The sequence below is a fragment of the Cyanobium sp. ATX-6F1 genome (assembly GCF_047395825.1).
Lineage (GTDB): Bacteria > Cyanobacteriota > Cyanobacteriia > PCC-6307 > Cyanobiaceae > ATX-6F1.
In genome coordinates this window covers 1-25,141 of record NZ_JBCEBF010000003.1, presented here as the reverse complement: position 1 = coordinate 25,141, position 25,141 = coordinate 1, and the positions used below count along the sequence as shown (strand labels likewise).

General features: G+C 68.5%; 24 protein-coding genes and 7 pseudogenes. 16 read left to right on the top strand and 15 right to left on the bottom strand.

From position 1 onward, the window contains the following. Positions 1–4 precede the first annotated feature (4 nt). The 3 genes from AAF143_RS11470 to aroB are packed head-to-tail and all read left to right on the top strand — an operon-like array spanning position 5 to position 3,677. A complete protein-coding gene (locus tag AAF143_RS11470) occupies positions 5–1,291 on the top strand; it encodes an ABC transporter substrate-binding protein (protein WP_255007345.1) in 1,287 nt (428 codons plus the stop codon). Next, on the top strand, positions 1,288–2,562 hold the full coding sequence (locus AAF143_RS11465; protein WP_255007343.1) for a mechanosensitive ion channel family protein: 1,275 nt from the start codon (positions 1,288–1,290) through the stop codon (positions 2,560–2,562). Before AAF143_RS11470 ends, AAF143_RS11465 begins: the two co-directional genes overlap by 4 nt. After that, positions 2,559–3,677 (top strand): 3-dehydroquinate synthase, encoded by a 1,119-nt coding sequence (gene aroB / locus AAF143_RS11460; RefSeq protein WP_255007341.1) that lies wholly within the window; start codon positions 2,559–2,561, stop codon positions 3,675–3,677. Before AAF143_RS11465 ends, aroB begins: the two co-directional genes overlap by 4 nt. On the opposite strand, the gene AAF143_RS11455 is transcribed toward aroB, so the two are convergent. Beyond that, positions 3,670–3,876, bottom strand: a complete 207-nt coding sequence (locus tag AAF143_RS11455; RefSeq protein ID WP_414027063.1) for a hypothetical protein — start codon at positions 3,874–3,876, stop codon at positions 3,670–3,672. The genes aroB and AAF143_RS11455 overlap by 8 nt on opposite strands. Before the next feature lie 95 nt (positions 3,877–3,971). Further along, positions 3,972–4,775: pseudogene (locus AAF143_RS11450) on the bottom strand (SAM-dependent methyltransferase); the annotation flags it as partial. 187 nt (positions 4,776–4,962) lie between these two features. On the opposite strand from AAF143_RS11450, the gene AAF143_RS11445 reads away from it, so the two are divergent. After that, entirely contained in the window at positions 4,963–5,757 is a 795-nt protein-coding gene (locus AAF143_RS11445; protein ID WP_255007733.1) for a TPM domain-containing protein, read from the top strand. A 33-nt stretch (positions 5,758–5,790) separates the two neighbouring features. On the opposite strand, the pseudogene AAF143_RS11440 reads toward AAF143_RS11445, so the two are convergent. The 5 genes and pseudogenes from AAF143_RS11440 to AAF143_RS11420 all read right to left on the bottom strand — a co-directional run bounded on the left by AAF143_RS11440 (position 5,791) and on the right by AAF143_RS11420 (position 9,022). Continuing rightward, positions 5,791–6,533 (bottom strand): annotated as a pseudogene (locus AAF143_RS11440) (endolysin). A gap of 470 nt (positions 6,534–7,003) precedes the next feature. Continuing rightward, entirely contained in the window at positions 7,004–7,522 is a 519-nt protein-coding gene (locus AAF143_RS11435; RefSeq protein ID WP_414027062.1) for a hypothetical protein, read from the bottom strand. Continuing rightward, a complete protein-coding gene (locus AAF143_RS11430; RefSeq protein WP_414027061.1) occupies positions 7,489–8,145 on the bottom strand; it encodes a hypothetical protein in 657 nt (218 codons plus the stop codon). Before AAF143_RS11430 ends, AAF143_RS11435 begins: the two co-directional genes overlap by 34 nt. Next, entirely contained in the window at positions 8,139–8,672 is a 534-nt protein-coding gene (locus AAF143_RS11425) for a TIGR04168 family protein (protein ID WP_414027060.1), read from the bottom strand. The genes AAF143_RS11430 and AAF143_RS11425 overlap by 7 nt, the downstream gene beginning before the upstream one ends. Then, a complete protein-coding gene (locus AAF143_RS11420; RefSeq protein ID WP_414027059.1) occupies positions 8,648–9,022 on the bottom strand; it encodes a metallophosphoesterase in 375 nt (124 codons plus the stop codon). Before AAF143_RS11420 ends, AAF143_RS11425 begins: the two co-directional genes overlap by 25 nt. Before the next feature lie 33 nt (positions 9,023–9,055). Here AAF143_RS11420 and nadA point away from each other — a divergent pair, with 33 nt between their 5' ends. Further along, the gene (gene nadA / locus AAF143_RS11415; protein ID WP_414027494.1) at positions 9,056–10,024 is read left to right on the top strand and encodes a quinolinate synthase NadA; all 969 of its coding nucleotides are present in this window, start codon (positions 9,056–9,058) and stop codon (positions 10,022–10,024) included. Between the two features lie 6 nt (positions 10,025–10,030). On the opposite strand, the gene AAF143_RS11410 is transcribed toward nadA, so the two are convergent. After that, on the bottom strand, positions 10,031–10,198 hold the full coding sequence (locus AAF143_RS11410) for a hypothetical protein (protein WP_255007332.1): 168 nt from the start codon (positions 10,196–10,198) through the stop codon (positions 10,031–10,033). Positions 10,199–10,288: 90 nt separating this feature from the next. Then, positions 10,289–10,468: a hypothetical protein gene (locus AAF143_RS11405; protein ID WP_414027058.1), complete on the bottom strand. Its 180-nt coding sequence runs from the start codon at positions 10,466–10,468 to the stop codon at positions 10,289–10,291. A gap of 8 nt (positions 10,469–10,476) precedes the next feature. Between AAF143_RS11405 and AAF143_RS11400 the strand changes: the two genes are divergently transcribed. Then, complete coding sequence (locus AAF143_RS11400) at positions 10,477–10,731, top strand: hypothetical protein (protein WP_414027057.1); 255 nt, start codon at positions 10,477–10,479, stop codon at positions 10,729–10,731. On the opposite strand, the gene AAF143_RS11395 is transcribed toward AAF143_RS11400, so the two are convergent. Then, the gene (locus AAF143_RS11395; protein WP_255007327.1) at positions 10,725–12,833 is read right to left on the bottom strand and encodes a 4Fe-4S binding protein; all 2,109 of its coding nucleotides are present in this window, start codon (positions 12,831–12,833) and stop codon (positions 10,725–10,727) included. The genes AAF143_RS11400 and AAF143_RS11395 overlap by 7 nt on opposite strands. A gap of 61 nt (positions 12,834–12,894) precedes the next feature. Here AAF143_RS11395 and AAF143_RS11390 point away from each other — a divergent pair. Together AAF143_RS11390 and AAF143_RS11385 are read left to right on the top strand one after the other, a co-directional pair. Beyond that, positions 12,895–13,472, top strand: a pseudogene (locus AAF143_RS11390) (glutathione S-transferase family protein). Beyond that, positions 13,469–15,049, top strand: a complete 1,581-nt coding sequence (locus AAF143_RS11385; RefSeq protein ID WP_414027056.1) for a hypothetical protein — start codon at positions 13,469–13,471, stop codon at positions 15,047–15,049. The pseudogene AAF143_RS11390 and the gene AAF143_RS11385 overlap by 4 nt, the downstream one beginning before the upstream one ends. Here AAF143_RS11385 and AAF143_RS11380 read toward each other — a convergent pair. After that, positions 15,009–15,488 (bottom strand): CBS domain-containing protein, encoded by a 480-nt coding sequence (locus AAF143_RS11380; RefSeq protein WP_255007324.1) that lies wholly within the window; start codon positions 15,486–15,488, stop codon positions 15,009–15,011. The two genes, AAF143_RS11385 and AAF143_RS11380, sit on opposite strands and share 41 nt — an antisense overlap. A 112-nt stretch (positions 15,489–15,600) precedes the next feature. Between AAF143_RS11380 and AAF143_RS11375 the strand changes: the two are divergent. Continuing rightward, positions 15,601–16,111: pseudogene (locus AAF143_RS11375) on the top strand (CDP-alcohol phosphatidyltransferase family protein). Here AAF143_RS11375 and AAF143_RS11370 read toward each other — a convergent pair. The 4 genes and pseudogenes from AAF143_RS11370 to AAF143_RS11355 all read right to left on the bottom strand — a co-directional run bounded on the left by AAF143_RS11370 (position 16,093) and on the right by AAF143_RS11355 (position 19,594). Beyond that, positions 16,093–17,667 carry a SpoIIE family protein phosphatase gene (locus AAF143_RS11370; protein WP_255007320.1) on the bottom strand — a complete coding sequence of 525 codons (1,575 nt, stop codon included), beginning with the start codon at positions 17,665–17,667 and terminating at the stop codon, positions 16,093–16,095. The pseudogene AAF143_RS11375 and the gene AAF143_RS11370 overlap by 19 nt on opposite strands. Before the next feature lie 86 nt (positions 17,668–17,753). Continuing rightward, entirely contained in the window at positions 17,754–18,173 is a 420-nt protein-coding gene (locus AAF143_RS11365) for an ATP-binding protein (protein WP_255007317.1), read from the bottom strand. 33 nt (positions 18,174–18,206) lie between these two features. Then, positions 18,207–18,551, bottom strand: coding sequence for an STAS domain-containing protein (locus AAF143_RS11360; RefSeq protein WP_255007316.1), 345 nt, complete (start codon positions 18,549–18,551; stop codon positions 18,207–18,209). A gap of 108 nt (positions 18,552–18,659) precedes the next feature. Further along, positions 18,660–19,594 (bottom strand): annotated as a pseudogene (locus tag AAF143_RS11355) (NAD-dependent epimerase/dehydratase family protein). Positions 19,595–19,729: 135 nt separating this feature from the next. On the opposite strand from AAF143_RS11355, the pseudogene AAF143_RS11350 reads away from it, so the two are divergent. The 7 genes and pseudogenes from AAF143_RS11350 to fumC form a co-directional block, all read left to right on the top strand. After that, positions 19,730–19,828: pseudogene (locus tag AAF143_RS11350) on the top strand (hypothetical protein); the annotation flags it as partial. Positions 19,829–19,963: 135 nt separating this feature from the next. Further along, positions 19,964–20,724: pseudogene (hisA, locus tag AAF143_RS11345) on the top strand (1-(5-phosphoribosyl)-5-[(5-phosphoribosylamino)methylideneamino]imidazole-4-carboxamide isomerase). Between the two features lie 143 nt (positions 20,725–20,867). After that, on the top strand, positions 20,868–21,230 hold the full coding sequence (locus tag AAF143_RS11340; protein ID WP_255007726.1) for a Fur family transcriptional regulator: 363 nt from the start codon (positions 20,868–20,870) through the stop codon (positions 21,228–21,230). A 59-nt stretch (positions 21,231–21,289) separates the two neighbouring features. Further along, positions 21,290–22,153: a hypothetical protein gene (locus AAF143_RS11335; protein WP_414027055.1), complete on the top strand. Its 864-nt coding sequence runs from the start codon at positions 21,290–21,292 to the stop codon at positions 22,151–22,153. Positions 22,154–22,269: 116 nt separating this feature from the next. Continuing rightward, positions 22,270–22,956, top strand: a complete 687-nt coding sequence (locus AAF143_RS11330) for a DUF3685 domain-containing protein (RefSeq protein WP_414027493.1) — start codon at positions 22,270–22,272, stop codon at positions 22,954–22,956. Between the two features lie 64 nt (positions 22,957–23,020). Then, positions 23,021–23,608 carry a thylakoid membrane photosystem I accumulation factor gene (locus tag AAF143_RS11325; RefSeq protein WP_414027054.1) on the top strand — a complete coding sequence of 196 codons (588 nt, stop codon included), beginning with the start codon at positions 23,021–23,023 and terminating at the stop codon, positions 23,606–23,608. Next, positions 23,608–24,984: a class II fumarate hydratase gene (fumC, locus tag AAF143_RS11320; RefSeq protein WP_255007309.1), complete on the top strand. Its 1,377-nt coding sequence runs from the start codon at positions 23,608–23,610 to the stop codon at positions 24,982–24,984. The genes AAF143_RS11325 and fumC overlap by 1 nt, the downstream gene beginning before the upstream one ends. Positions 24,985–25,141 lie beyond the last annotated feature (157 nt).

The window sequence follows — 25,141 nt, the reverse complement described above, 5'->3', positions numbered from 1 at the left end:
CGGCGTGAACGCCCCCCGACAGATCCAGCTCAGCCGCTTCACCCGTGCCATGGCGGCCCTGGTGGTGCCCTTGGCCCTGGCGGCCTGCTCGGCCCCAAACAGCCCAGGCAGCGGTGAGCTGGCGGGAACGGTGTACCTCTACATCGGTCTCAGCTCCGGTAACCAGACCAAACAAGGGCCGGACGGACACCTCCGTTCCCAGCTGGGCCAATTCATCAAGGATTTCCGGCTGATCCATCCGAAGGTGGGGGTGCAGCTGCTGTTCTTCCCTGAAACCCAGGTGCAGGCTGAGGTCACCCGTCGCGACCGCACGGGTCTGGGCCCCGACCTGATGCTGGTGAACGGCAGCTCGGCCCTGGCCATGCACAGCGCCGGCATGACCCGGACGGTGCAGCTGCCGCAGGCCGTCAGCTCCCAGGTGGAGCCAACGATGCTGCGCGGCTTCCGGACCAAGGGAGGCTGGGCGGCGCTCCCCGTTTTCAGCCAGCCCCAGGTGGCTTGCTACGACCGCAAAGTGCTGAAAAAGGCTCCCCAGACCCTTGAGGAGTTGTTGAAGGTCAGCGCCCGGGGCATCCCGATCGGACTGTCCCTTGAACCGGTCGACCTCTACTGGAGCGCCGGCGGCCTCGGGGCGACCACGGCCCTGCAACGCCTGCTGGCCCCGGAGAAGACCTCGGTCACACCGGCCAAGCTGCTTCCCGCCGATCGAGCGGGGCTGCTGCGCTGGCTCAGCTGGCTTGACCAGGCCAGTGACCAGCAACGGGTCACCTTCTACGGCAGCACCGACGATCTGCTGGGCGCTCTGGTCAAGGGGGATCTGGCCTGGATCGCCTGCCGCAGCCGCCATCTGGCGCGCCTGCAGAGGGAGATGGGCCCACGGCTCGGGGTGGCCCCGCTGCCATCGGGGCCCGAGGGGCAGGCCAGTCCGATCGCCCGGCTGCGGGTCTGGGCCTTCGGACGGGACTCCAGCCCGGAGCAGCGCCGCATCAGCCAGGCCCTGGCGGAGTTCAGCGTCAATCCCCTGGTGCAGCGGGCCGCCACCTTGAGCAGCGACGATGCCCTGCCGGTGAACCGCTATGTGAATGTGCCGGTCACCAGCTCCCGGGTGCTGGCTGCCCTGGAGAAGGGCATGGCCCAGTCGCAGGCCTACGACCTCTTCAACGTCAACCTGATCGAGGGGGATCCGCGCGAGGCCCTGCTCCGTGAGGTGCTCACCTCAATGATCTTCGGCGCCGCCGATGGCCCCCAGGCGATCGAGATGCTGACGCAGCGCCTGGCCCAGCGCCCATGAACCAGTTCCTCTACGAGATCAGCGGCTGGTTCGGCTACCTGCAGCGCCTCTCGGTGGTGCTGCAGCTGGCGGGCTGGCTGGGGATCGTGATCTCCCTGCATCTGGCCCTGCTGCCCCGCTGGCGGCGCTCGATCATCCAGTTCGATCTGCTCAAGCTGGCGCTGATCCTGCTCCTGGCCGCCCTGCTGGCGCTGCTGGGCCAACCCTTCGGCCTGGTGCTGTTCTTCGCCGGGCTTCAGGCGCTCTGGATCCTGCTGGAGGTGCTGCGGGTGCTGCTGCTGCGGCGGTTGGAGCGGCGCGTGGTACAGAGCCTGTACACCCAGGTGATCAAGCCGGCCTTCTTCATCGCCGCCGCCCTGGGCTTGATCCGGCGGCTCGACAGCGTCAACGACCTCGGCGTGATTCCCCTGGGTGTCTTCTTCGGAGCCCCGATCAATCTGGGGCAACTGTTTGCGGCCACGGCCACCCTGTATCTGCTCGTCACCGCCTCGGGACTGCCGGCGATCTGGCTGGCGTGGGTGGTGCAGCGCAGCATCGGCATCAGCGAGAGCGGCCGGCGGGCGATGGAGCTGATGATCCGCTACCTGCTGGTGGGCTTCGGCATCCTGCTGGTGATTGATCACCTGGGAATCAGAGGCAACGCGATCCTGGCCATCGCCGGGGGCCTCTCGGTGGGCCTGGGCTTCGGCATCAAGGAGGTGTTCTCCAACTTCGTCAGTGGCCTGTGGCTCCTGGTGGAGGGGTCCGTTCGCCCCGGGGAGGTGCTGATCATCGACGGCGACTCCTGCGAGGTGCGCAGCCTGGGGCTGCGGGCGGCGGTGCTCTGGCGCAACCGTGACAACGCCGAGCTGGTGATCCCCAACCAGACCTTCTTCACCACTACCACCACCACCTACACCGGCAGCGACAGCCTGCGCCGCAGCCAGGTGCTGGTATCGGCGGCCTACCACCAGGATCCGGAGGCGGTGATCGGGCTGCTGGAGGCCACCGCCAGCGGTTGCAGCCGCGTGCTGGCCGACCCGGCGCCCAAGGGGCTGTTGCTGAGCTACGGCGACTCCTCGATCAATTACGCCGTGCGCTTCTGGATCGACGCTCCGATGGACAACGTCGGCATCTGCAGCGAGGTCGCTAACGCCATCTGGCATGGCTTCAAGCAGCAGGGCATCGAGATTCCCTTCCCGCAACTGGTGCTGCACCCGCAAGCGGAGCACCAATGGCCGCCAGGGCGTGAGCAGACTGGCCCGCAAGCGACCAGCCCCGAACGTCCGTGACCCGCACCGCCTCCGCCCCCCTGCGCACGATCCCCGTGGCCCTGGCGGCCAACCCCTACCCGATCCATCTGGGGGCCGGGGGGCTGGATCAGCTGGGTGCCCGGATGGCGGAAGCGGGCCTGAAGGTGGGCACCAAGGTGCTGCTGGTGAGCAATCCGCTGGTGGAGGGCTTCTACGGCGATCCGGTGCGCGCCAGCCTCGAGCGGGCCGGCTTCCAGGTGAGCACCACAGTGGTGGAGGCCGGCGAGGAGCAGAAAACCCCCGCCACCGTGGGGCTGATCCACGACGCCGCCTTTGGCGCCCATCTGGAGCGCAGCTCGGCGATCGTCGCCTTAGGCGGCGGCGTGGTGGGCGACATGGCGGGATTTGCCGCCGCCACCTGGCTGCGGGGCATCGCCGTGGTGCAGGTGCCCACCACCTTGCTGGCGATGGTGGATGCGGCCATCGGCGGCAAGACCGGGGTGAACCACCCCGGCGGCAAGAACCTGATCGGCGCCTTCCATCAGCCCCGCCTGGTGCTGATCGACACAGGCACCCTCGCCACCCTGCCGGAGCGGGAATTCCGCTCGGGCATGGCGGAGGTGATCAAGTACGGGGTGATCGGCGATCCGGAGCTGTTCAGCGAGTTGGAGGCGGCTACCGACCTCTCCCGACTGGAGGCCGTCGAGCCCGCCCTGCTCCAGCGGCTGCTGGAGCGCTCCGCCGCCGCCAAGGCCCGGGTGGTGGCCGCCGATGAGCGGGAAGGCGGTCTGCGGGCGGTCCTCAACTACGGCCACACCCTCGGCCATGCGATCGAAAACCTCAGCGGCTACGGCACCTTCCGGCACGGGGAAGCCGTGGGGCTGGGGATGCTGGCGGCCGGCGCCATCGCCGTGGCCTCGGGCCTCTGGAGCCACGCTGATCAGGAACGCCAACGGGCCCTGATCGCCAAGGCGGGGCTGCCCCTCGCCTTGCCGCGCCTGGATCCAGAAGCCGTGCTCAGCAGCTTGCAGAGCGACAAGAAGGTGCGCGACGGACAGGTGCGCTTCGTGCTGCCCACGGCGATCGGCCAGGTCGAGATCCGCGATGATGTGGACCCTGCCCTGATCCGTCAGGTGCTGAGCTCGTTCAGCTGAGGGGCGGCTCCCGCAGAAACAACGGCGGGGCCGACTGGGAGTCGCGCTCCGCAGGCAGGTCTCGGCCATAGGCCAGCCAGCGGAAGTCCCCCAGGGCGGCGGGATCCACCAGCCGCAGCAGCGCCTCCCGTCGAGCCAGGCGCTCGGCCAAGGCCAGGCCTTCATCAGCTGTGGATAGGCCGTGGAGGGCCTGGGCCAACCCCAGCGCCAACAGCGCTTCCCCTGGCGGCATTGGCCCAGGGGCTGCCATCCGGCTCCCAGCGCCGCCCGCTCGAGGCTGTCGGTGCAGAGGTGGGCGGTGAGGTCCCAGGCGCCTGGATCCAGCAGGGGATCGGCCTGGGCGCGCTGGCCCCGGTAGGCCATCAAGGTGCCGGCCGAGCGCGCGGGCGCGTAGTAACGCCAGGCCTCCAGGGCGTAATCGATCACCAGCAACCAACCGCTGGCCAGGGCGGACCCGCAGCCGGCCATCCAGGGGCCCAGGCCGCTGTGCAACTCACTGCACCAACCCTCGGGGCGCCCGGCGCCCGGCTCGGCAAGGCCCAGATCGGCCAGGGCTTCCAGCTCAACGGGGCTGAGGGGTTCGGACGCCAGCAGCTCCAGGCCGCCGCCGGCAAGCCGCACCCGCTGGCGGCACCAGTGGCCCTGGTGGTGCTCAAAGCGCTCCACCGCCAGGGCGTCGAGCACCTCATGGGCCAGCACCACCCCGCGTACGGGCCGCTCCGCCAACTGCTCGAAGGAGCTCCAGCGCACCGGCAGCGGGCAGGCCGCCAGCCGCTGGCGCTGGCGGCTGGCCATGCCTGGATTGGGCTCCACCAGCACAAGCTCCAGCCGCTCCGTCAAGCCCGGCCAGCGCTGGGCCAGCGCGCCCGCAAGATCCAGGGCCAGCTGGCCCTCGCCGGGTCCCGCCTCCACCAGGGCCAGGGGTCCAGTTGGCACCGCCCGGGCCAGACCCTCCAGCCAGTCGGCCAGTTGGGGGGCCAGCAGTTCAGCGAAGGCCGGCCCCAGGGAGGGCGCGGTGGCAAAATCACCCCCGGGGCCGATCCGCAACCTGCCAGCGCCGTAGGCCCCGTGCTCCGGATCGTGGAGCACCCAGGCCATGTAGGAGCTGAAGGGCACGTCCGAACCGGCTGCGGTCAGACGCTGGCGCAGCCAGTCCGGGACGGTCTCCTCGGTGGTGCCCTCGGGGGGACGCGCTCGGGCAGGGGGGTCAGAGAGAATGCAGGATCATCGCAGCAGGCGCATGGGCCAATCCCTCCGAGCCAGTCATCCCTGGCTCGCTCGCCTGATGGCCCTGGTGGCCCCTGCCCTGCTGAGCCTGGCCCTGGTGCTGCTGGCGCCTGTGCTCACGCCGGCTGCCCTGGCCGCCGATAACCCCCAACTGCTGCCGGATCACCCCACACCGGTGATTGACCTGGCCCGGGCCCTGAGCGAGGCCGAGCGCGCCAGCCTCGAGGACCAGCTCACGGCCTTCGAGCAGGCCAACGGCTGGAAGCTCCGGGTGCTGACCCAGTACGAGCGCACCCCAGGACTGGCGGTGAAGGATTTCTGGAACCTCGATGAGCGCAGCCTGCTGGTGGTGGCCGACCCCCGCGGCGGCAACCTGCTCAATTTCAATGTGGGCGATGCCCTGTTCGCCCTGATGCCGCGCACCTTCTGGGTGGAACTTCAGACCCGCTACGGCAACCAGTACTACGTGCGCGACCACGGCGAGGACGGAGCGATCGTCGCGGCCCTGACGGCCGTGGAGACCTGCCTGGAGCGGGGCGGCTGCCAGGTGGTGCCGGGCCTGCCACGGGAGCAGTGGATCCTCACCTTCTGCTCCTCGTTGCTGGGGGGCGTGGTGGCGGGCATCGCCGCCTTCCCGCGCAAGCCAGGGGAGCGGATCGCCTGGGCCTGGATGCTGCTGCTCTCGCCCCTGTGGGGGATCCTGTTCGTCGCCCTGGGACTTGGCCCTGTGATCACCCGAACCCCTGAGCTGCTGCCGGTGCTGCGCAACTCCCTGGGCTTCGTGACGGCGGCCGTGGTGGCCTACCTGATTGCCCAGCGAACGGTCGGAACCAGCAGGCCAAGCGAAAGCTGAGCGTTGCCGGCGAGCGAAACCGAAGCAGTGGCCTCAGAGGCCGCTGCGGGATTGGGCGGCGCTCTCCAACAGACACTCCAGCTGGTTGGTGGCGCAGGCGCGACTGGGGGGCACGCTGGCCACCGGCTCAGGGGGTGCCACAAGCTGGCCGCGGAGCTGGGCGAGGTTCCACTCGTAGAAGCGCTTGAGATCAGCAAAGCGCTTCACGGGCTGGCCGTAAAAACTGCTGCCGCGCAGGGTTGGGAACGAGGCCCATTCGGGCGCCAGGCGGGCGGTCAGATGGGGGTGAGCTGGCCCTGATCAGCGAGCTCCAAGGCACCACGGCGCTGGATCAACAGCAGCGCTGCCTGGTCCTGGGCGAAGGGCCCGAAACCGGGCAGACCCAGAATCCGGCTGGTCATGGCCCAGGTGAAGGGCATGAACTGGTAGGCGCCTGCGGCAGCGCTGGCATAGCGGGAACTGCGGATCACCCGGTCGGGGTGGCGCTCCAGGGAATCCATGAGACCGCCACCAAACATCACCCGATAACCGATGTCTTCGCCATTGGCCCAGGTGCCTTCGGCGTAGCGGATCGTGTTGAGCAGGGCCCGCCTCTCCGGGGTGATGGCGAACATGCGGGGCACGGCCGCGGTGGAGGTGGCGGTGCCGATGAGCTGAACATTGCCTTCGTCACCAACGGCTGCCCGGGCGGGAAGGGCAAGCGGAAGGCTGAGCAGGGCCAGGGAGGCTCCCACCAGCAGCTGGCGGACTCGGGAGGCTCTTGAGGGGGAGTGGATCGCTGCAAACCGACGGATTCGAAGGACATTACGGCCATTGCCATACAACTGATTCACCGAAATCGATGGCTTGTGATCCGATCGATGGGCGGGTGGATTCAGGACGTGAATGGGAGAACGAGCTGAATGAGCGGAAAACTCAGCTGATCTGATCTGATTGGACGAAACGGAAGTGAATGGGCTGATGAGCGAATCAAGTTGCTGTGACGCGAAATTGGATGACGAGCTGCAGAGACGGAAAGATCTGAATGGCTCGATCAGGAATCGCGAAGCAATAGCAATAGAAATTCGACTGCGCCAATTTGTCGAAAGATCGCCCCAAACGAGTTCTTGATAGTGCCAGTCGAATAACCGTCCACTTGTTATCACGACTACAGAAATGAATTCAAAACACGACCCTCACTGGATTGCACCATGAATTCAGTTCAGAATTCACGAACACCCATTCACTCAATCATCGGCACTGCTGATCAATCGCTTGACAGCCCAACTGTCCCTGTGCCGATCAACATGGCTGGCTGCCCAGAGGCCAGTGCCACCAGTGCTTTTGCGGCCTGAGCGCTGCCATCGTTCTGCAGCCTCGGCCCGCTGGGGGCCAGCAGCGGCTGATCCAGTTGCCAGTCGCCCCGCTGGAGCTGCGTCTGGCTCAAGAGCCGGTGGCGCCCATGGTGCACCAGGGCCCGCTCGAGCACGGCGGCCTCGGCAAACCCCTCCCGGCGGACCACATGCAGGCCCACATCCTGGCTGAGGGCTTCGCAGAAACTGCTGTAGCCGGGCTTGGTGATCAGGCGGTCGCAGAGCGGCATCAGCTCCAGGGGCCGCACCCCCGCCGGCAGGGCGCGGACGTTGGCCGGCGCCGCGGCGGGATCGAAGCCTGGGTCCGCCACCACGAACTCGTGTTCGCCCCAGGTGGCGAAAACCTGCGGATCAAGCTGAAAGCCCAGGCCCCCGAAGCTCACCAGCACGCAGCGGCCTGGGTCCTCCGGCAACCCCAGCTGGCGACGCAGGGCGCCGGCGTCCAGATGCGGCGTGCCGCAGGTGAGCCCCAGGGCCAGCGCCGGCAGGTCCCAGTCCATCGGCATCGCCAGGGGCAGCGCAGCAGCAGATCCCCCTGGCGGTAGAGGCCCAGGGCCGCCTCCGCCCAGGGGGCAAAGGCGGGACCCATGGCGCCGTAGATCGCCTCCCAGCCGAAATTCGCCAGCCAGGCCAGGGGCGCCCCCAGGGCCCGGGCCAGCTGCGCCGCCGCCGGGGGCACATCAGCCAGCACCAGCACCGCCTCCCCCTGATCGCTCAGCCAGGCAACCTCCGCCGCGAGTGTGGCGCTCAGCTGCCGTTCCAGCGCCTCGAGGGCCACCAGGGTGGCCGGTGCATCGGCCCCGAGGGCATCGGCCTGCACCACCCCCACATCCCAGCGGCAGAGGCGGCGCCCGATCCGCCCGGCACCGGGGATGGCCCGGGCCGCCTCCAGGGCCGTGGTCAGGAACGCCTCCGGCAGGGTGGAGGAAACCACCAGGTGCCAATCGGGCCGAAGCGCGCGCAGGGCAATGAGCACCGAAGCGGTGCGTGAGCCGTGGCCAAACCCATGGCCGCTCACGCAGGCGTAGATCAGCACCGCACCGCGGCTTGAAGGGCTGGTTCTGGATGGGGCGCCCGCTGGTAGAGCCGCTGCTGGTAGAGAAGCCGGCCATCGAGCCCATACCAGCGGTGGCTGGCATGCAGCAGGGCGCCATCACTGAGTTCGACCCAGGAGAAGTGCCGCAACCGCCGCCCCTGCTCATCGGTGCCGTGGCGGGGTACCGAGGCCGCATTGAGGTAAGCGGTGCCGCCCCGATCGATCTGGAAACTGCGGCGCTCCCCCTGGCCCAGCCAGAGGCGGTGGTGCATGTGGCCGAAGACCACCAGCGGCAGGGGGCGATGGCGGCGCACCTGGGCAATCGCCTCGGACAGATCCTGATCACCCCAGTCGCGGGCGGGGCTCTTCCAATCACGGCCGCAGAGGTCGGTGGCCAGACTCCCCAGCCCGCTGGGGCCGGCATGGCTCAGAAACACCAGAGGCGCCTCCAGCGGGGCGGCGAGGGCCGCCGAGAGGATCCTCTCGGTGGACTCCTCCCGGCTCACGGGCCCCCAGATCGCCCGCACCGGATCGGAGAGGTGGTAGCCGCCCCCGGGGCTGCAGGGGCGGCCCCCACCACGGCCAGGCCGGGCGGATTCAGCTGGCAACGCCCCCAGCCGCAGTGTCGATCCCCCAGATGGTCAAGCTGGCGCTGCAGAGTGCGGCCGCTAGCATCGCGGCCAGTGTCGTGGTTGCCGAGGATGCAGGCCAACGGCAGGGAAAGTTTGCCGAGGCTGGCGGCGATGCGTTGCTGGCCGTTGTGGAGGTCACCGACCACCAGCAGGGCATCGGGCGCCAACTGGGCCAGCAGCTCGACATCGCTGCCATCCCACTGCCCATGCAGGTCTCCGGCGATGGCGAGGCGTTGGACGGGCAACCCGTTTTCCTAGGCTGGGGTCATCCTGGCCTAATTGAGGTCGACCTTGGTACTGACGGCAGCCATCGCCGCGCGGCCCCCGCCGATCTGACAGCGGCCATCGATGGGCTGCGGAAGCGCCGCAACGCCGTGATCCTGGCGCACTACTACCAGTCGCCCGAGATTCAGGACATCGCCGACCTGGTGGGCGACTCCCTGGAACTGGCCCGCCGGGCCGCCAGCACCGACGCCGATGTGATCGCCTTCTGCGGCGTTCACTTCATGGCCGAAACCGCCAAGATCCTCAATCCCAGCAAGACCGTGGTGCTGCCGGATCTGGAGGCGGGCTGCTCCCTGGCGGACGCCTGCCCCGCCGACGGCTTTGCCGCCTTCCGCGCCCAGCACCCGGACCACATCGTGGTGAGCTACATCAATTGTTCGGCGGCGGTGAAGGCCCAGAGCGACCTGATCTGCACCAGCAGCAACGCCGTCGAGCTGGTGCGTCAGCTGCCCGCCGATCGGCCGATCCTGTTCGCCCCCGACCAGAACCTGGGTCGCTGGGTGGCGCGCAACAGCGGCCGCGAGCTCACCCTCTGGCCCGGCAGCTGCCTGGTGCACGAAGCCTTCAGCGAAGAGGCATTGCTGCGCCTGAAGCTGGAGCACCCCGAGGCGGAGGTGATCGCCCACCCGGAATGTCAGCAGCACCTGCTGGATCTGGCCGATTTCATCGGATCCACCAGCAAGTTGCTGCAGCGGGCCGAAACCAGCGGGGCCAGCAGCTTCATCGTGCTGACCGAGCCGGGGATCCTGCACCGCATGCGTGGCCGCGTGCCCCACAAGCCATTCTTTGAAGTGCCCGGCGCCGATGGCTGCAGCTGCAATGCCTGCCCCTACATGCGGCTCAACACCCTTGAGAAACTCTGGCGCTGCCTGGAGACCCTCTCCCCGGCGATCGAACTCGACGAAGCCCTGCGTTTGCGGGCGCTCGCACCGATCGAGCGGATGCTGGCGATGAGCCGTTGAGCCGATTCAGTCGGCATAAACGATCAGATAGCTCCCCAACAGGGTGAGCAGGCCCACCATGGCGCCGATGGCCAGCAGGGCATGGTTCTGGGCATCAAGGTTGGTTTCACCGATCAGGGTCATTCCCTCATCGGCGTAGAGGTTGTCGTGGTTCTCCAGGTCGTGGGTGTGCATGGCAAAGCCCATTCAGGGATCACCACCACGCTAGAAAAAGCCCAGGCACTTGAAGCCGACCCCTTCATCCACAGCCATGGGCTGAATCCGTCAGCCGCGCTCCAGCCGGCGCACGATGAAGCCCATCAGCACCAGCGAACCGGCCAGGGCGATCAACAGGGCGATGGTCATCAATGGGGTTGCCGCGATGTGCTGATTATCCCTGCCGTGGCCCTGCCGCTGGCCAGGATGGGGCGATGGCACAACTCCCCCGACCCAGGCACGGCCCAAGACCCTGGGTGCCCGCAGCCCTGATCGCCCCAGCCCTGCTCGCCGGGGCGCTGTGCGCAGCCAGCGCCGCCCGGGCCGACGCCAACCTGCAGACCTGCCTGCGCTGGCGCAGCAGCAGCGGTCTGGAGCACATCCAGCTGGGCAACCGCCTCGGCGAGGCCAACCTGCTCACCAAAAACCAGAAGCTGGATCCCGGCGCCCCCGACGGCAGCCGGCCCCTCTACCGAGACTCCGACATCGCCCGGCTCTGCCGCAGCTACTGAGCCACCAGCCAACGGCCCGAGGCCCCCAGCAGCAGCGCCGCCGCCGAGCCCCACCAGAAGGCCCGGGCCACCGGCAGCAAGCGCCGCAGCAGCGCCAGGGAGCCCAACACCCCGGTGAGCAGGGCCACGGACTGGCAGAAGCCGATCACGTGCGGATCGGCGCTCCAGGCGGGAAGCTGGCCCGCCCAATCCCCCAGGGGCGAGAACGTCACGGGCAGCAGTTGGCCGGCTTCGGCCATCCCCAGGGGCAGAAAGCGGGCCAGCATCAGCCCCCAGAGCAGGGGCAACAGGCCGTAGAGGGCCAGCTTGCGCCGCTCCCATGGCACCAGCGGAGCCAGCAGCAGCTGCAGGAGGGCCGGCAGCGCCAGGGCGAGGCCGGCGAAGGCCAGCCGCGGCAGCCAGGGGCCGGTCTGCAGGCTTTCCGGCGCCAGGGGCAACCAGCCCAGCAGCCGCTGCCAATGGTGCAGGCAGACTCCGCCCGCGAGCACCAGCATCAGGCCCGGCTCACCGACCGGGGGCGCCATCTCCTTGTGCAGGTCGGCGGCGGGGGGCCGCAGGCTCAGTTGCACCGAGCGATGCGGGCAGGCCTGGGCGCAGGTGAGGCAAAGCACGCAGTTGCGGTTATCGGCCAGGTGGGCCGGGTGGGTGCCCAGCGGACAGCCGGCGGTGGCCAGGCCCTCGCCGTCGGCGGGACCGCCCTTGAAGCAGGCGTAGGTGCTGCAGCTGCCGCTGCAGGTGCCCACCTGGGCGCGCAACTCCAGGATCGAGAGCTTCGCGAACAGCCCGTTCATGCCCCCCACCGGGCAGAGGAAGCGGCACCAGAAACGCTTCTCGAAGCTCAGCGAGCCCAGTACCGCCCCGGCGGTGATCAGCAGCAGCAGGGTGCTGCTGGCCCAGGCGGTGTTGGCCAGGTCACCCAGCTCCTCCCAGAGCAGGATCGCGGCGAACAGGGCCGCCAGCACGGGTGAGGCCCAGGCATCGCTGTTGCCCCGGGGCCAGCGGGCCGGTTCCCAGCCCAGAAGCCGTGCCAGCCGCTGGACGATCTCCCCCCAGACCATGAATGGGCAGAAGGAGCACCAAAGCCGCCCCACCAGCGGGTAGGCCAGCAGGATCAGGGGCCACCACCAGGCCCAGAACAGATTGAGCCCACCGTTGTGGGCGCGATCCTGCGGGCCGAGCCAGAGCCAGAGGTTCACGAGCACGAACACCCAGCTGACAACGCCGAACAGCAGCGCGTTCCAGAGCCTGGGCGAACGCATCCACTCCCGCAGCGCTGGCTTCCAGCGCCAGAGGTCGAAGCGCAACCGCGGGCTGCGGCCGGCGGTCCAGAAGACGTCTTCGGGCAGCACGGCGGGACGCGTGGCCTGGGCCTGGCGCAGGGCCCGATCCAGCACGATCTCCAACTCGCGCAGGTTGTTGGGAAAGTCGTAGCTCTGCAGCCGCTTGATCACCGCCTCCGGCACCAGCGGCGGCTGGCTCCAACCCAGCACCCGGCTGCGCTGGCGGATGCCGTAGCGCAACCATTCGCCCAGGTCCTGGCGGCGCACGCGCAGGGGCGGCACCCGGATCAGGGTGCAGACCCGATCAAAGGCCGGCATCGCCGACTCGGTGGTGAAGAAGACCCGGCCCCTGAACAGCCGCTCGCTGGACCCCTCCCCCGGCGCCCGCCACCGGCCCGAGCGCGCCAGCTCCAGCAGCGCCGGCAACAGGGCGGTGTCCACCCGATCGAGCTTGTCGATCAGCAGGGCGCCGGCCCCGAGGCTCATCAGCAGCGAACCCTCGCCATCGCTGCTGGCGCTGCCGAACAGCTCCACGCCATCGCCCCGCAGCAGGCCGCCATCGAGGCGCACCATCAGCTGCTTGCGGGCGGCGGAGCCGAAATGGATCAGTGCCGCCAGGTTGTCTTTTTCCAGGCCCGGTTCCCCGGAGAGCAGCACGGCGCGGGCGGTGGGATCGCTGGCTGCCTGGCGCAGGGTGTCCCGCAGGGCCAGCGCGTAGCGACTGCTGCCCACCACCCCCCGACGGGCGCGCCCCACCAGGTAGGGGGCCAGGCGCAGGAAGGGTTCGCTCGCCCCTGTGGCGGTCAGCGTGTCATCCGTCACCGATGCTCCCCGGATGCAGGGATTCTGGGCGTCAGGATGGGGGTTGGCCCCTTCTCTTGCCATGAGCCTCACCCTCTACGGCGGCGCCCGTTCGCGGGCCACGATGGTCGCCTGGTACCTGGAAGAGAAGGGCCTTCCTTACCACTGGCAGCAGCTGGACATGGCGGCCGGTGAGCACCGCCAGGAACCGTTCTTGAGCCTCAACCCCTTCGGCAAGGTGCCCGTGCTCGTCGATGACGCCGCCGTTGGAGCAGCAGGCGGTCGGCTGCAGCTGTTCGAGAGCGGCGCGATCCTGCTCTACCTTGCCGACCGTTACGGCCACGAATTCGCCAGCCCCGAGCAGCGGGCCCTGGCGGAGCAGTGGGTGCTGTTCGCCAACGCCACGCTGTCCTCGGCCCTGTTTGTGACCAGCAACAGGGAAACGGAATTTCCACGGCTGATGGGGGTGCTCGATCGGCTGCTGGCGGCGGGCACCCCCTGGTCGGGGAGGCCTGGGGCGTGGCTGACTGCGCCCTGGAGTCGCACCTGGCCTACCTGCCGGTGTTTTTCCCGCAACTCGACCTGAGCCCCTATCCCCACGTGGCCGCCCGCATCGCCGCCACCCGGGAGCGGCCGGCCTATCTCAAGGTGATGACTTGACGCGGCAGCTCCGCTCACCGGAACACGCCTCGGCCCACGCTTCGGATCAGAGTCGGCAAACGGCGGGCGCGGCACGGCGCCGCGCACGGGTCCGCAAGCGTTGGCTGGTGATCGGCCTGCCCCTGGCCGCCCTGCTGGGATTGATCGCGATCGCCCCGCCACTGCCGACGGACAAGCCCGCCGCGAGCAGCCAACGGAACCCCGTCGGGGGCGGTGGGGCCTTCCGCTACAAGCCTGACAAGGAGGCCTTCGCCCTCGATTTCGACCCACGCCGGGTGCGCATCGACGTGCTCGAGGGCTGGGACCGCGAACAGGAGGCCTTCGCCGACAGCTCGGCCCTGGCCTACATCTCCGGGCCGATGTACGAGCGGCACGTGAACGAGAGCGGCCGGGAGATCACCGTGCCCCTGGGCGATCTCAAGCTGGGGGAGCGGGTCTGGCGCGGCCGCAACCGCACCGCCTCCCGCCAGCGGGCCTTCATCGGCATCGGCCACGACGGCCACGTGGATTTCGGCTACGGCGAGCTGACCCCGGAGCGGGCCAACCGCTACGACACCTTCATCGGCGGATTGCACAGCCTCTACAACGACCTGGAGTCGCCGCCAGAGGCCTACAAGGGCGCCTACAGCATCAGCATGGGTCAGCAGATCCGCTACTACCTGCCGCGCATCCGCATGGTGATCGGCCTGCGCAGGGACGGTCGGCTGGAGGTGCTGATGAGCCGCGACGGGCTCACCCTGGAGCAGACCCGCGCCGTGGCCAGGGATCGGGGGCTGGTGGCGGCCTACTTGCCCGATCACGCCTCCAAGAGCCGCTTCATCATTCCGGGCGTGAAGGGCTTCTCCGAGCAGGACGCCAACTGGATCAGCGGCGGTGCCACCAGCTTCGTTCACGTGCCCTTCATGCTGCGTCTGAGCGAGCGCGGGCAGCCGCTGCAGGGCAACCTGCTCGCCAGCCTCACCCCCCACCCGGGATCCCAGGACTGCGGCAATCCACTGGACTGCGGCAAGACCCTCGGCGGCCAGCTGCTGGATCGCGCCCTGGCGGGCTTCAACCGGCTGGTGGAGCAGGGAATCGAACCCCTGGCGCGGCTGATCTGGGCGCCGCGGGTGCCCAAAGGTGGCAAGGCCCCCAGCCAGGGGCTCCCCTGCGGGAGCCGCCGATCACCGCCGACCCGACGGCCCTCCGGGAACGGCAGCAGCAGGACAGCCCCAGCCTCGGTCAACCGGCGGCGACGGAGTTGCCGCTGCCCCCCGATCTGCCCCCACCGTTGGTGCTGCAGGAGGGCCAGCAGCTGCCCAGCGACCCGGAGGCGGTGCGCCCGGAAACCAGCGAGCCAACCATGCCGGAGGAGCCTCGCCAGGAATCCCCCACTGGGACGAACTCCCCTGGGTCCGAACCCACCACGCCGGCGCCGCAGGCCCAGCCCCCGCAAGCCAGAGCGCTACAACGGCGCCCCAGGCACCGCCGCCGGTGCAGCTGCCGCCGCCCCAGTGATCAACGCCCTGAGCCGATGCTCAAGGAAACCAAGACCACTCACTCCGCCGCCAGGGCCCGCACCACATCGCCGCGGGTGAGCACGCCTTCGAGGCGCCCGCCGGCATCGAGCACGAACAAGCGCTGGGTGCTGCGGCCATGGAGCAGGCGGGCGGCCTCGCTCAAGCTCAGATCGGCGCCACAGGAGTGGGGATGGGTTCCCGTCATCACTTCCCCCACGGTGCTGCCCAGCACCTGGTGCACTTGCTTGTCCCACTGCAGGGGGTTGCGCAGATAGATCACGCTGTCGAGCAGCATCACGTAGGGGCCGGCATCAAAACCGCTCTCGCGCACCATCAGATCCTGTTCGCTGAGTTCGCCCACCAACTGACCCTCGCCATCGAGCACCGGCAGCCCGCTGAAATGGCGCTCGCTCATCAGGGTCAGCGCCTCCTGTAAGGGGGTGTCGGTGCGCACGCTGAGGGCCGGGGTACTCATCACATCACGCACCCGCTGGGTGGTGGGGGTCTCGGTGGCCATGGGCAGCAACGGTGGCTGTGCTGTTTCTAGGTCAGCGCCCCGCCCAGGAGACGTCCCGGCCAGGTGTGAACCGGCTCAGGTTGCAGACTCGCAGGAAGCGACCTCAGCTCCGATGGCCTCCTTACAGCGGCGAGCGGCCAATGGCCTCACGGTGGCGCGGGCCGTGGTGGGGCTGCCCCTGCTGCTGGCGCTGCTGGCCGGCCAACTCTGGCTGGGCTGGCTGCTGCTGCTGCTGGGGGCCTGAGCGACTGGGCCGACGGCTGGCTGGCCCGCCGCAGTGGTGGCGGCTCGGTCTGGGGGCGCGGCTGGATCCGCTCACCGACAAGATCCTGATCAGCGCCCCGCTGTTGTGGCTGGGCAGCACCGGGGCGCTGCCCCTGTGGGCGGTGTGGCTGCTGCTGGCGCGGGAGCTGCTGATCTCCGGCTGGCGTGCCGGCCAGGGTGACGGCGCACCGGCCTCGTGGAGCGGCAAGACCAAGACCGTGCTGCAGTTCAGCTCGCTGCTGCTGCTGCTCTGGCCGGGGCCGGCGGCGACGCTGCTCCATGGCGCGGGCTGGTGGTTGTTCTGGCCCTCGCTGCTGCTGGCGCTGAGCTCGGCCCTGGGCTACCTGCGTGGGGCGTAGCGCAGGCCCAGGATCGTGACGTCGTCAGATTGGGGGGCCGAGCGGGCGAAGGCGAACACCGCCTGGTTCAGGGCCTCCACGCTGGCCTCGGCCGAGAGCTCGGGGTCGAGGCCATCGAGCACCTCCAGCGTGCGCTCGACGGAGAAGAAACCACCGTCGGGATCCTCCGCCTCGCTCACCCCATCGGTGTAGATCACCAGCCGATCACCGGGAGTGAGGCTGCACTCGGAGGCCACGAAGCTGGCCCGTTCGTTGAGGCCCAGGGCGACGCCCTTGTGGGAGTTGATCAAGGGTTCAAAGGCTCCCCGCTCGGAGGCCAGAAAGGGTGGGTTGTGACCGCCGTTGACGTAGGTGAGCTGGCCGGAGCTCACATCAAACAGGGCGATGAACACGGTGGCGAACATGAAATCGTCGTTGCCGCTGCAGAGGTGGCGGTTGACCGACTCGATGCAGGCCCCGAGCGGCAGTGGCTGGGTAAGCATCAGCCGGATCAAGGTGACGACCCGGACCATGAACAGCCCCGCTGGCATGCCCTTGCCGGACACATCACCCACGGTCAGACAGATGGTGCTCTCATCGAGGGGGAAGGCATCGAAGAAATCACCGCCCACTTCCTTGGCCGGAATGATGATCGCCGCCACATCCACCTGCGGGTGGTTGGGCAGCAGGGGTTTCTCATGGGGAAGGATGTTGGCCTGAATCTGACTGGCGGCCTTGAGGTCTTTCTGGAGGTATTCGAGCTTCAGGCTCTCCTCGAGGTTCTTCTGGAACACCTCGCGGTAGTTCTCCTCAGCGATGCGCAGATCTTCTTCCGCCTGCTTGCGCTCGCTGATGTCGAAGATGGCACCATCCATGGAGGCAGGTTTGCCCTTGGCGTTGTAGATCGCGCGGCCTTTTTCGTACACCCAGCGCTGGCTGCCATTCCTGTGGGAGATCCGGTATTCCAGGGAGAAGGGTTGGTGCATGAACAGGGCATGGTTCCTGGCCGATTCCAGCCAATGTTGATCCTCGGGATGGATGAGGCTGCCGTAGGAACGCACCTCATTGCCAATAAAGTCAGAAACGGGATACCCCGAAATCACTTCAATGTTGTCACTGATAAATTGCATGGTGTAGTGCTCATCCACCAGACAGCGATAAACCGCGCCAGGGATATTGGCAACCAGTCCGCGGAATTTCTCCTCGCTGGTGCGTAAATCGAGGCGGCGCTGGTGGTCGGCGCTGATGTCGCGGATCAAGAGCAGGGCGGCCTGACGATCACAGCGGCTGATGCGCACCTCATGCCAACGCGCCTCCTCCGCCGGCTCCAGGGCCAACTCCAGATTCAAGCCCTCGCCATGGTCCAGCACCTGAAGAATTCCCTCCTGCAGCTTGGCCACCGCGGCGGCGGGGAGCAGGCCTTCGAGGCGATGGCCCACGGGCTGCGCCGGCAACCAGGAAATCGCGGAATCCTGGCCGCCGAGGCAAGCGAGCAGACAACCCTCGCGATCCACCAGCAGGATCAGATCGGGGATGGCCTTGAGCAGAGAAAGGTTGGGACGCTTCTTGCTCACCATGGCCTCAGGGTATCCAATGCAGGACCGATCACCGGCAGTCCCAATAAACCCAACTCTGCACCACCAAAAATGTCACCACAACACATTCAGGCTTCTTTTACCGTATCGAGAAGACGCAGTCTGACCTCATTTCTGTCGGCTTCGCGCTCATAGGTGAATGATTCGCAATAGCGCTTGACCAGGTGAACACCCAATCCACCGATCGGCGCATCGGAGAGCTGGCTCGGCAGCTGAACTTCCTCATTCGCCGTCGGATCGTAGGCCTCACCGTCATCGGCAACGGTGACATCGATGCCCCCATCGCCAGCCTGCAGCGTGAGCGCGATCACATGGTCACCGCCAGCTGGAAAGGCGTAGTCAATGATGTTGGTGACCAGCTCGGTGAGCACCAATTCAAGGGCAAACACACTGCGATCGCTGAACGCATGCCTCTCACCGCACTCAGCGACCCAGACGCTCAGGCGCTCCAGCTCATCGAGATGGTTGTTAAGGCGTAGCTCGTCCAAGGCACTCGCGCAAAGGCTGCTGGAGCGAACGGGTCAGGCCGCCGAAAGGGCCAACGAGGCGGATTCAAGATCGTCGTGGATGGGGATCAGGGCGTCGAAGCCAGCGGTGACGAGGGCTTCACGCACCAGGGGCTGGGGGCTCAAGAGCACCAACAGCTTGTTCTTGGCCGTGATGCCCCGGGCCGCGGAGATCAGCAGCCGCATGCCGATCGAGGCGAGGAAGGTCACATCGGAGAGATCGATGATCGCGGATTTACCCGCCGCCACCAGGCTCACGGTGAGGTCCTGATCAATCTCGGTGATCCCCTTGGCATCCAGTCGGCCGGTCAGTTTGACCAACTGAACGCTGTCGTTGAGGGGGCTGATCACGAGTTCCATGGAAGGGACAGAAGTCCATCGGCTCTCCAAGTCTTATCACGCGGCTGCGGGATACGCCGGTAGCGATCCATGCGCTCGCCCCAACCCCTGCCCCGGGGGTTGGCGGCCTCAGACCCCGATCAGGGCCGCATCGGCGGAACAATCCGGCGGCTCACCCGAACGCAGGGCGTAGTCGTTGGCATAGCTGTCGGCCAGGCCTTGCTCGAGATCGAAGCGCGGACTCCAGGCCAGCTCCCGCTCCAGCCGGTGCACATCGGTGAGGAAATGGGAGAGCCGCAGGGGAAAGGCCTTGCGCGCCTTGGACTCGAGCCCGGCGGGATCGAAGCTGCGAATCTGCACCGATTCAGGATCACGCCCGCAGGCGCGGGCCGCCGCCTCCACCAGCCCACGGAAGGTGACCCCTGGGCGCCGCTGCAGTTGTAGATCCGGTTGGCCGCCGCCTCCACATCAATCGAGCGCGCCATCGCCGTGGCCAGATCCTCCACGTGGCCCAGCTGGGTGATCGTGCGGCCATCGCCGGGCAGGGGCACGGGAAGGTTGTGCACGATGCGATCGAAGAACCAGCGCTCCACAGGGTTGTAGTTGCCGGGTCCGTAGATGTAGGTGGGCCGGAAGCTGGTGAAGGGAATGCCCTCGGCCCGCAGCCAGGCCTCGGTGTCGGCCTTGCCGGCATGGCGGCTGGCGGGGTCGATGGGGGCGTTTTCATCGAGGGGCCAGAGCTCGCTGTCGGCGTAGACCCCGGCCGAACTCACATACACGAAGCGATGGCTGGGGGCACCCGTGCGCTCCACCACCGCGAAGCTGTCGGGCAGGGTGCGGCCGCTGCTGTCGATGATCACCTCGAACGATCGCCCCTTGAGTTGATCGAGGTCGGCGGGGTTGGCGCGATCGCCGCTGAGGTGCTCCAGGCCCGAAGGCACCGGGTTCCGGCCGCGGGTGAACAGGGTGAGCTCGTGGCCGGCTTCGGCCAGCAGGGTCACCAGGGGCTTGCCGATGAAGCGCGTGCCCCCATCACCAGGATCTTCATCGGGCCGCGCGCGCAGGGGGTGTCATTCAAGCGGCCCGCCCAACCGGGCCAGCCCGAGCAGACCAGCCCAGCGCGCCTGCAGCATGGACGTCACGCTTCCCACTGCTCCCCCTTGCCAGGCCCCGTCCGCTTGCCCCGCGCCTGGACCGCCATGGCGCCTGTGCTGGGCTGCCGCCACTTCGAGCAGGTGGGGGAACGCGGCCGCGGAGCCGCGCGGGCCCTGGAGCTGGCGGCGCTGCTGGACCGCAGCCGCCGGCTCTGGGTGCCGCTGGCGGAGCTGAAGGATCCCGAGCGCTGGCGGCCGGGCTGGTTGCGGCTTGAGCAGGAGCCCGAGCCGGGGCCCCTGGCCCCCGCCGGGGAAGATGGGGCCAGAGGACGCCCCCGCATGCAGATCATTCCCGCCATCGACCTGCTGGAGGGCAGCTGCGTGCGCCTGCACCAGGGCGACTACGACCAGGTGACCCGCTTCAGCGACGACCCCGTCGCCCAGGCCCTCGAATGGCAGCGCCAGGGGGCCGAGCGCCTCCACCTGGTGGATCTCGATGGCGCCCGCAGCGGCGAACCCGTCAATGACGCCGCCATCAAGGCGATCACCGCCGCCCTATCGATCCCCGTGCAACTGGGGGCGGGGTGCGCAGCGCCGAACGGGCCGAGGAACTGCTGGCCTGCGGCCTCGATCGCGTGATCCTGGGCACGGTGGCCCTGGAGCAACCCCAGCTGGTGCGTGAGCTGGCGGCCCGCCATCCCGGCCGCATCGTCGTGGGCATCGATGCCAAAGACGGCAAGGTGGCCACCAGGGGCTGGCTCGAAGCGAGCACGGTGGAGGCCACCGAGCTGGCCGAGAGCTTGGCGGGCAGCGGCATCGCCGCGATCATCAGCACCGACATCGCCACCGACGGCACCCTGGCGGGCCCCAACCTGGAGGCCCTCGCCGGCATGGCCCGCGCCAGCTCCGTGCCGATGATCGCCTCCGGCGGCGTGGGCGATCTGGCCGACCTGCTCTCCCTGCTCAGCCTGGAGCCCTTGGGGGTGGTGGGGGTGATCGTGGGCCGGGCGCTCTACGACGGCCGCGTCGATCTGGGCGAAGCCCTGGCGGCGATCGGCCCGGCGAGGCTGCAGGATCCGATCCCGCCGTCGATCGCCTGAACGACCCGGCCTGGTGCGGCCTATAACATACGGAGATTGGCTCCAGCGCTCCGCTGTTTCTCCGTGACGGCCCTCCTCGCCGAACCATCCAGCCATACCGCCCCTGGGGTGGAGGGGCCTACCAGCGCTGCCGCGACCTGGGCATGCGCCTGAGCCGCCAGCGGCGCATGGTGCTGGATCTGCTCTGGCAGGAGAAAAGCCACCTGAGCGCCCGGGACATCTTCGAGAAACTCAACACCCTGGGCCGCAACATCGGCCACACCTCCGTCTATCAGAACCTCGAAGCCCTGCAGTCGTCGGGGGTGATCGAGTGCCTGGATCGGGCGACGGGGCGCCTGTATGGCTACCGCAGCGACCCCCACAGCCACCTGACCTGCAACGAATCGGGTGAGATCCACGACCTCGACGTGGTGCTGCCGCCGGATCTGGTGGCGCGGATCGAGTCGCTCACGGGCTTCACGATCGAGTCCTACACGCTCCAACTCAATGGTCGCCGTCGGGCCTAGAAGCCCTGGAAGTTCGGCGCCGCACTCGGTACCTTGAGCCCTACGGAGCGAGTTCCCGCGTGATCCAAGCCGCGAGCGAGCCAAGCCCCCAACTGCTGGTCTTCGCCGAGCCCCTGTGGGTCGAGGGGCTGCGCAGCCGCCTGGAGCGCGAACGCCCCGGCGGCTACCGGCTGCTGGAGCGGCCCGAGCAGCTGGAGGGTTGTCCGCAACTGGTGATCTGGCAGCTGGTGGCCCCGGTGGAGCCGGCGAATCTGCTGGCGGAGCTGCGGCGGCTGGAGGAACGCTGGCAACCGAGCCCGCGCCTGCTGTTGCTGCCCAGCCCCCTGAGCTGCCCCAGCGACTGGCTGCTGCAACTGCCGGTGCAGGGTCTGCTGCAGGACCCTGAACCCAGTGAATTGGTTGAAGCGATCGCCACCCTGCTGGGGGGTGGCCGGGTGGTGGCCCTGCATCCATCCGCCAGCCGGCCGGCCCCGGTGGCGGCGCCCCTGGGTCTGGGCCAATGGCTGCTGCAGAGCGGCCTGCAGCAGATCGAAATCGAGCGGGTGCGCTGCGTTCTCGCCCTCGATCCGCCGCCTGATTCGGTGCTGGTGCAGTTGCTGGTGGAGGGGCGGCTGCGGGAGCTGGCGGCGGCGCGGCAGCTGCTGCTCTGGATCTGGGGCCCGGTGGTACTGGCCTGGGGGGATGGCCGTGGCGAGGGCGGCGGCCCAACCCAGCCAGGCCCTGCTGCCGCTCACATCAGCCAGGACGTCCCCCTGGGGGCACGGCGATCACCCTGCGGGAGCGCACGGCGATCGGCGTGTGGCGGGCGATCCAGGAGCGGCTCAACAGCGCCGCTGAAGCCGGCCTGGCCAACCGCACCGGCCAGCTGCTGGCGCTCGAAGGGCTCAGCCCCGAGCGTCGCCGCGACCTGCTGGTGGGGCTGATCAAGCAATTCGATCAGCTGCTGGAGCGCCTGCGCCAGGGCGAGGCCGGCGAGCCGGAGCTGCTGAGCCACTGGCATCAGTTGCAGCCGGAACTGCGCCGCAGCGCCCTGCGCCAGATGGCCGGCTCCTACGTGCAGCTTCCGCGGCTGGGGGAACTGCTGGCGGTGGCCGACACGCTCGAGGCCAGCAGTGAACTGGCCAGCGCCGATCCGGAACTGCCGGAGGCCCAACCGATGCTCGGCGCCCTGCTCAGGGCCCAGCCGCTGCTGGTGGGCGGCCGCCTGCTGGCCCCGGATGAACCCCAGGCGCTGCTGCAACTGGAAATGCTGGTGAGCAACTGGCTGATCCGCAACGCCGAACTGATCAGCGCTGAGGTGCTGGCCTGCTGCGGGAGCTGGCCTGAACTGCGCCGTTACCTGCTCACCACCGACCTGCTGGCCACCCGCAACCTGGAGCGCCTGCGCAACCAGTTGAACGCCCAGCAACGCTGGGCCTCCTGGTTCCAGCGGCCGGTGCAGCTCTACGAGAGCCAGCGGCTGCTCTACCGGCTGGAGCAGGGGGCGATCGCGCCGCTGCTGCTCACCGAACCACGGGATCAGGAGCTGGCTCAACTGGGCTGGCTGCAGCAGGCCGTCACCCTGGCGCTGGAAACCCGCGACGCCGTGGCCCCCCAGTTGCAGGCCGTCGTCCAGCGCCTGGGGAATCTGGTGGTGGTGGTGCTCACCCAGGTGATCGGCCGGGCCATCGGCCTGGTGGGGCGGGGCATCCTCCAGGGCCTCGGCCGCAGCGTCGGCCGGGGCTGAAGCGGGGCAGCAGCGGAAGAGCTGGGGGGTCACAATGGCGCCAGCCCTTCCACCGACCCCGTTGTTGCGCCTGCTCGCTCCGATCCGCCCGTCCCTGCGCCGCCTGCTGGCCCTCGGGGCCGCCCTTGCCCTGCTGCTGGCGCTCGTGATCGGCCCTGGTGCAGCGGCCGCCTTCGCCGCCCGCGACACGGACAGCTTCGATGGCAACATCTTCTCGCTCTACGCCGGCAACGGCTCCCTGGTGCCACCGCGCACCAGCCTGGAGCAGGCCCTGGCGGACCAGCGCACGGTGGTGCTGGCCTTCTACCTCGATGACAGCAGTGCCAGCAAAACCTTCTCCCCGGTGCTCTCGGAGCTGCAGCGCACCTGGGGGACCAACGCCGAGCTGATCTACCTCACCACCGACAACCTCCAGAACCGACCCGACACCGGTCCCAACGATCCGGCCCACTACTGGAAGGGCACAATTCCCCAGGTGGTGGTGATCGATGCCCAAGGGAAGGTGGTGTTCGATGCGGCCGGCCAGGTCAACACCGACGCCATCGACGCCGCCCTGGCCAAGGCCACGGGCCGGGCGGCCGCGCAGGGGCCCAAGGGGACGATGGAGCGCAGCTTCAACGAGTTCAACAGCGAAATCATTCCGGCGCGCTGATGGCGACCCGCCTTGAAAGCGACAGCCTCGGGCCGGTGGAGGTGCCGGCGGAGCACTACTGGGGCGCCCAGACCCAGCGCTCGCTGCACTTCTTCTCCTACGGCGCCGTGATGCCCCTGGCGCTTATCCACGCCTTCGCCCAGCTCAAGGCCGCCTGCGCCGAGGTGAACCAGGCCCAAGGCCTGCTCGAGCAAAAGCTTGCGGCGCTGATCATCGCCGCCGCCGAGGAGGTGGCCGCCGGAGTGCTCGATGGGGAGTTTCCGCTGCGCATCTGGCAGACGGGCTCCGGCACCCAGACGAACATGAACCTCAACGAGGTGATCGCCAACCGGGCGATCGAGCGCAGCGGCGGCGTGCTCGGCAGCAAGGCGCCGGTCCATCCCAACGACCATGTGAACCTGAGCCAATCGAGCAACGACACCTTCCCGGCGGCCTTGCACGTGGCGGTGGCCCTTGAGCTGGAGCAGCGCCTGATCCCGGCTGTGGCGGCGCTGCGGGAGGCGCTGAACACCAAGGCCGAGGCATTTGCAACGATCATCAAGATCGGCCGCACCCACCTCCAGGACGCCGTGCCCCTGAGCCTCGGGCAGGAGTTTTCCGGTTACGTGGCCCAGTTGGATCTGGGGCTCGAGAGCCTGCGCCTGAGCCTGCCGCGCCTGCGCGAACTGGCGATCGGCGGCACGGCCGTGGGCACGGGCCTCAATGCCCCACGGGGCTTCGGGGAGGCGGTGGCAACGCGGCTGAGCGAGCGCCTGGGGCTTCCGTTCACCAGTGCCGCGAACAAGTTCCAGGCGTTGGCGGGCCAGGAGGCCCTGGCGGCAACGCACGGGGCGCTCACGGTGCTGGCGGGCAGCCTGATGAAGATCGCCAACGACCTGCGCTGGCTCGCCAGCGGGCCCCGCTGCGGGCTGGGGGAGCTGATCCTGCCCGAGAACGAACCGGGATCGAGCATCATGCCGGGCAAGGTGAATCCCACCCAGTGCGAGAGCCTGACGATGGTGGCGGTGCAGGTGATGGGCAACAACACCGCCGTGCAGTTGGCCGCCAGCCAGGGCAACTTCGAGCTCAACGTGTTCAAACCCCTGATCGCCGCCAACGTGCTCGAGAGCATCGAACTGCTGCGGGGCGCCTGCACGGGCTTCCGCAGCTTCTGTGTGGAGGGGCTGGAGGCGAACAGCTCCCGCATCGAGGAGTTGCTCGACCGCAGTCTGATGCTGGTGACGGCGCTCACGCCGGCGATCGGCTACGACCGCGCCTGCTCAATCGCCAAGCACGCCCACCAGCACGGCCTCAACCTCAAGGAGGCGGCCCTGGTGTTGGGGGAGATCAGCGCCGAGGAGTTCGAGCGCTGGGTGCAGCCCGAGGAGATGATCTAAAGGGCCCGGCGCAGCGTGCTGGCCAGCAGGGGGGACAGGCTGAGCACAATCACCCCCAGCAACAGCAGGTTGCCATGGGCGGGGTTGAAGTCCTGGAGCACCGAGCGCCAGGAGCGATGAAAGACCCAACGGCCAAGGGCCGCGTCGTAGGCAGCCA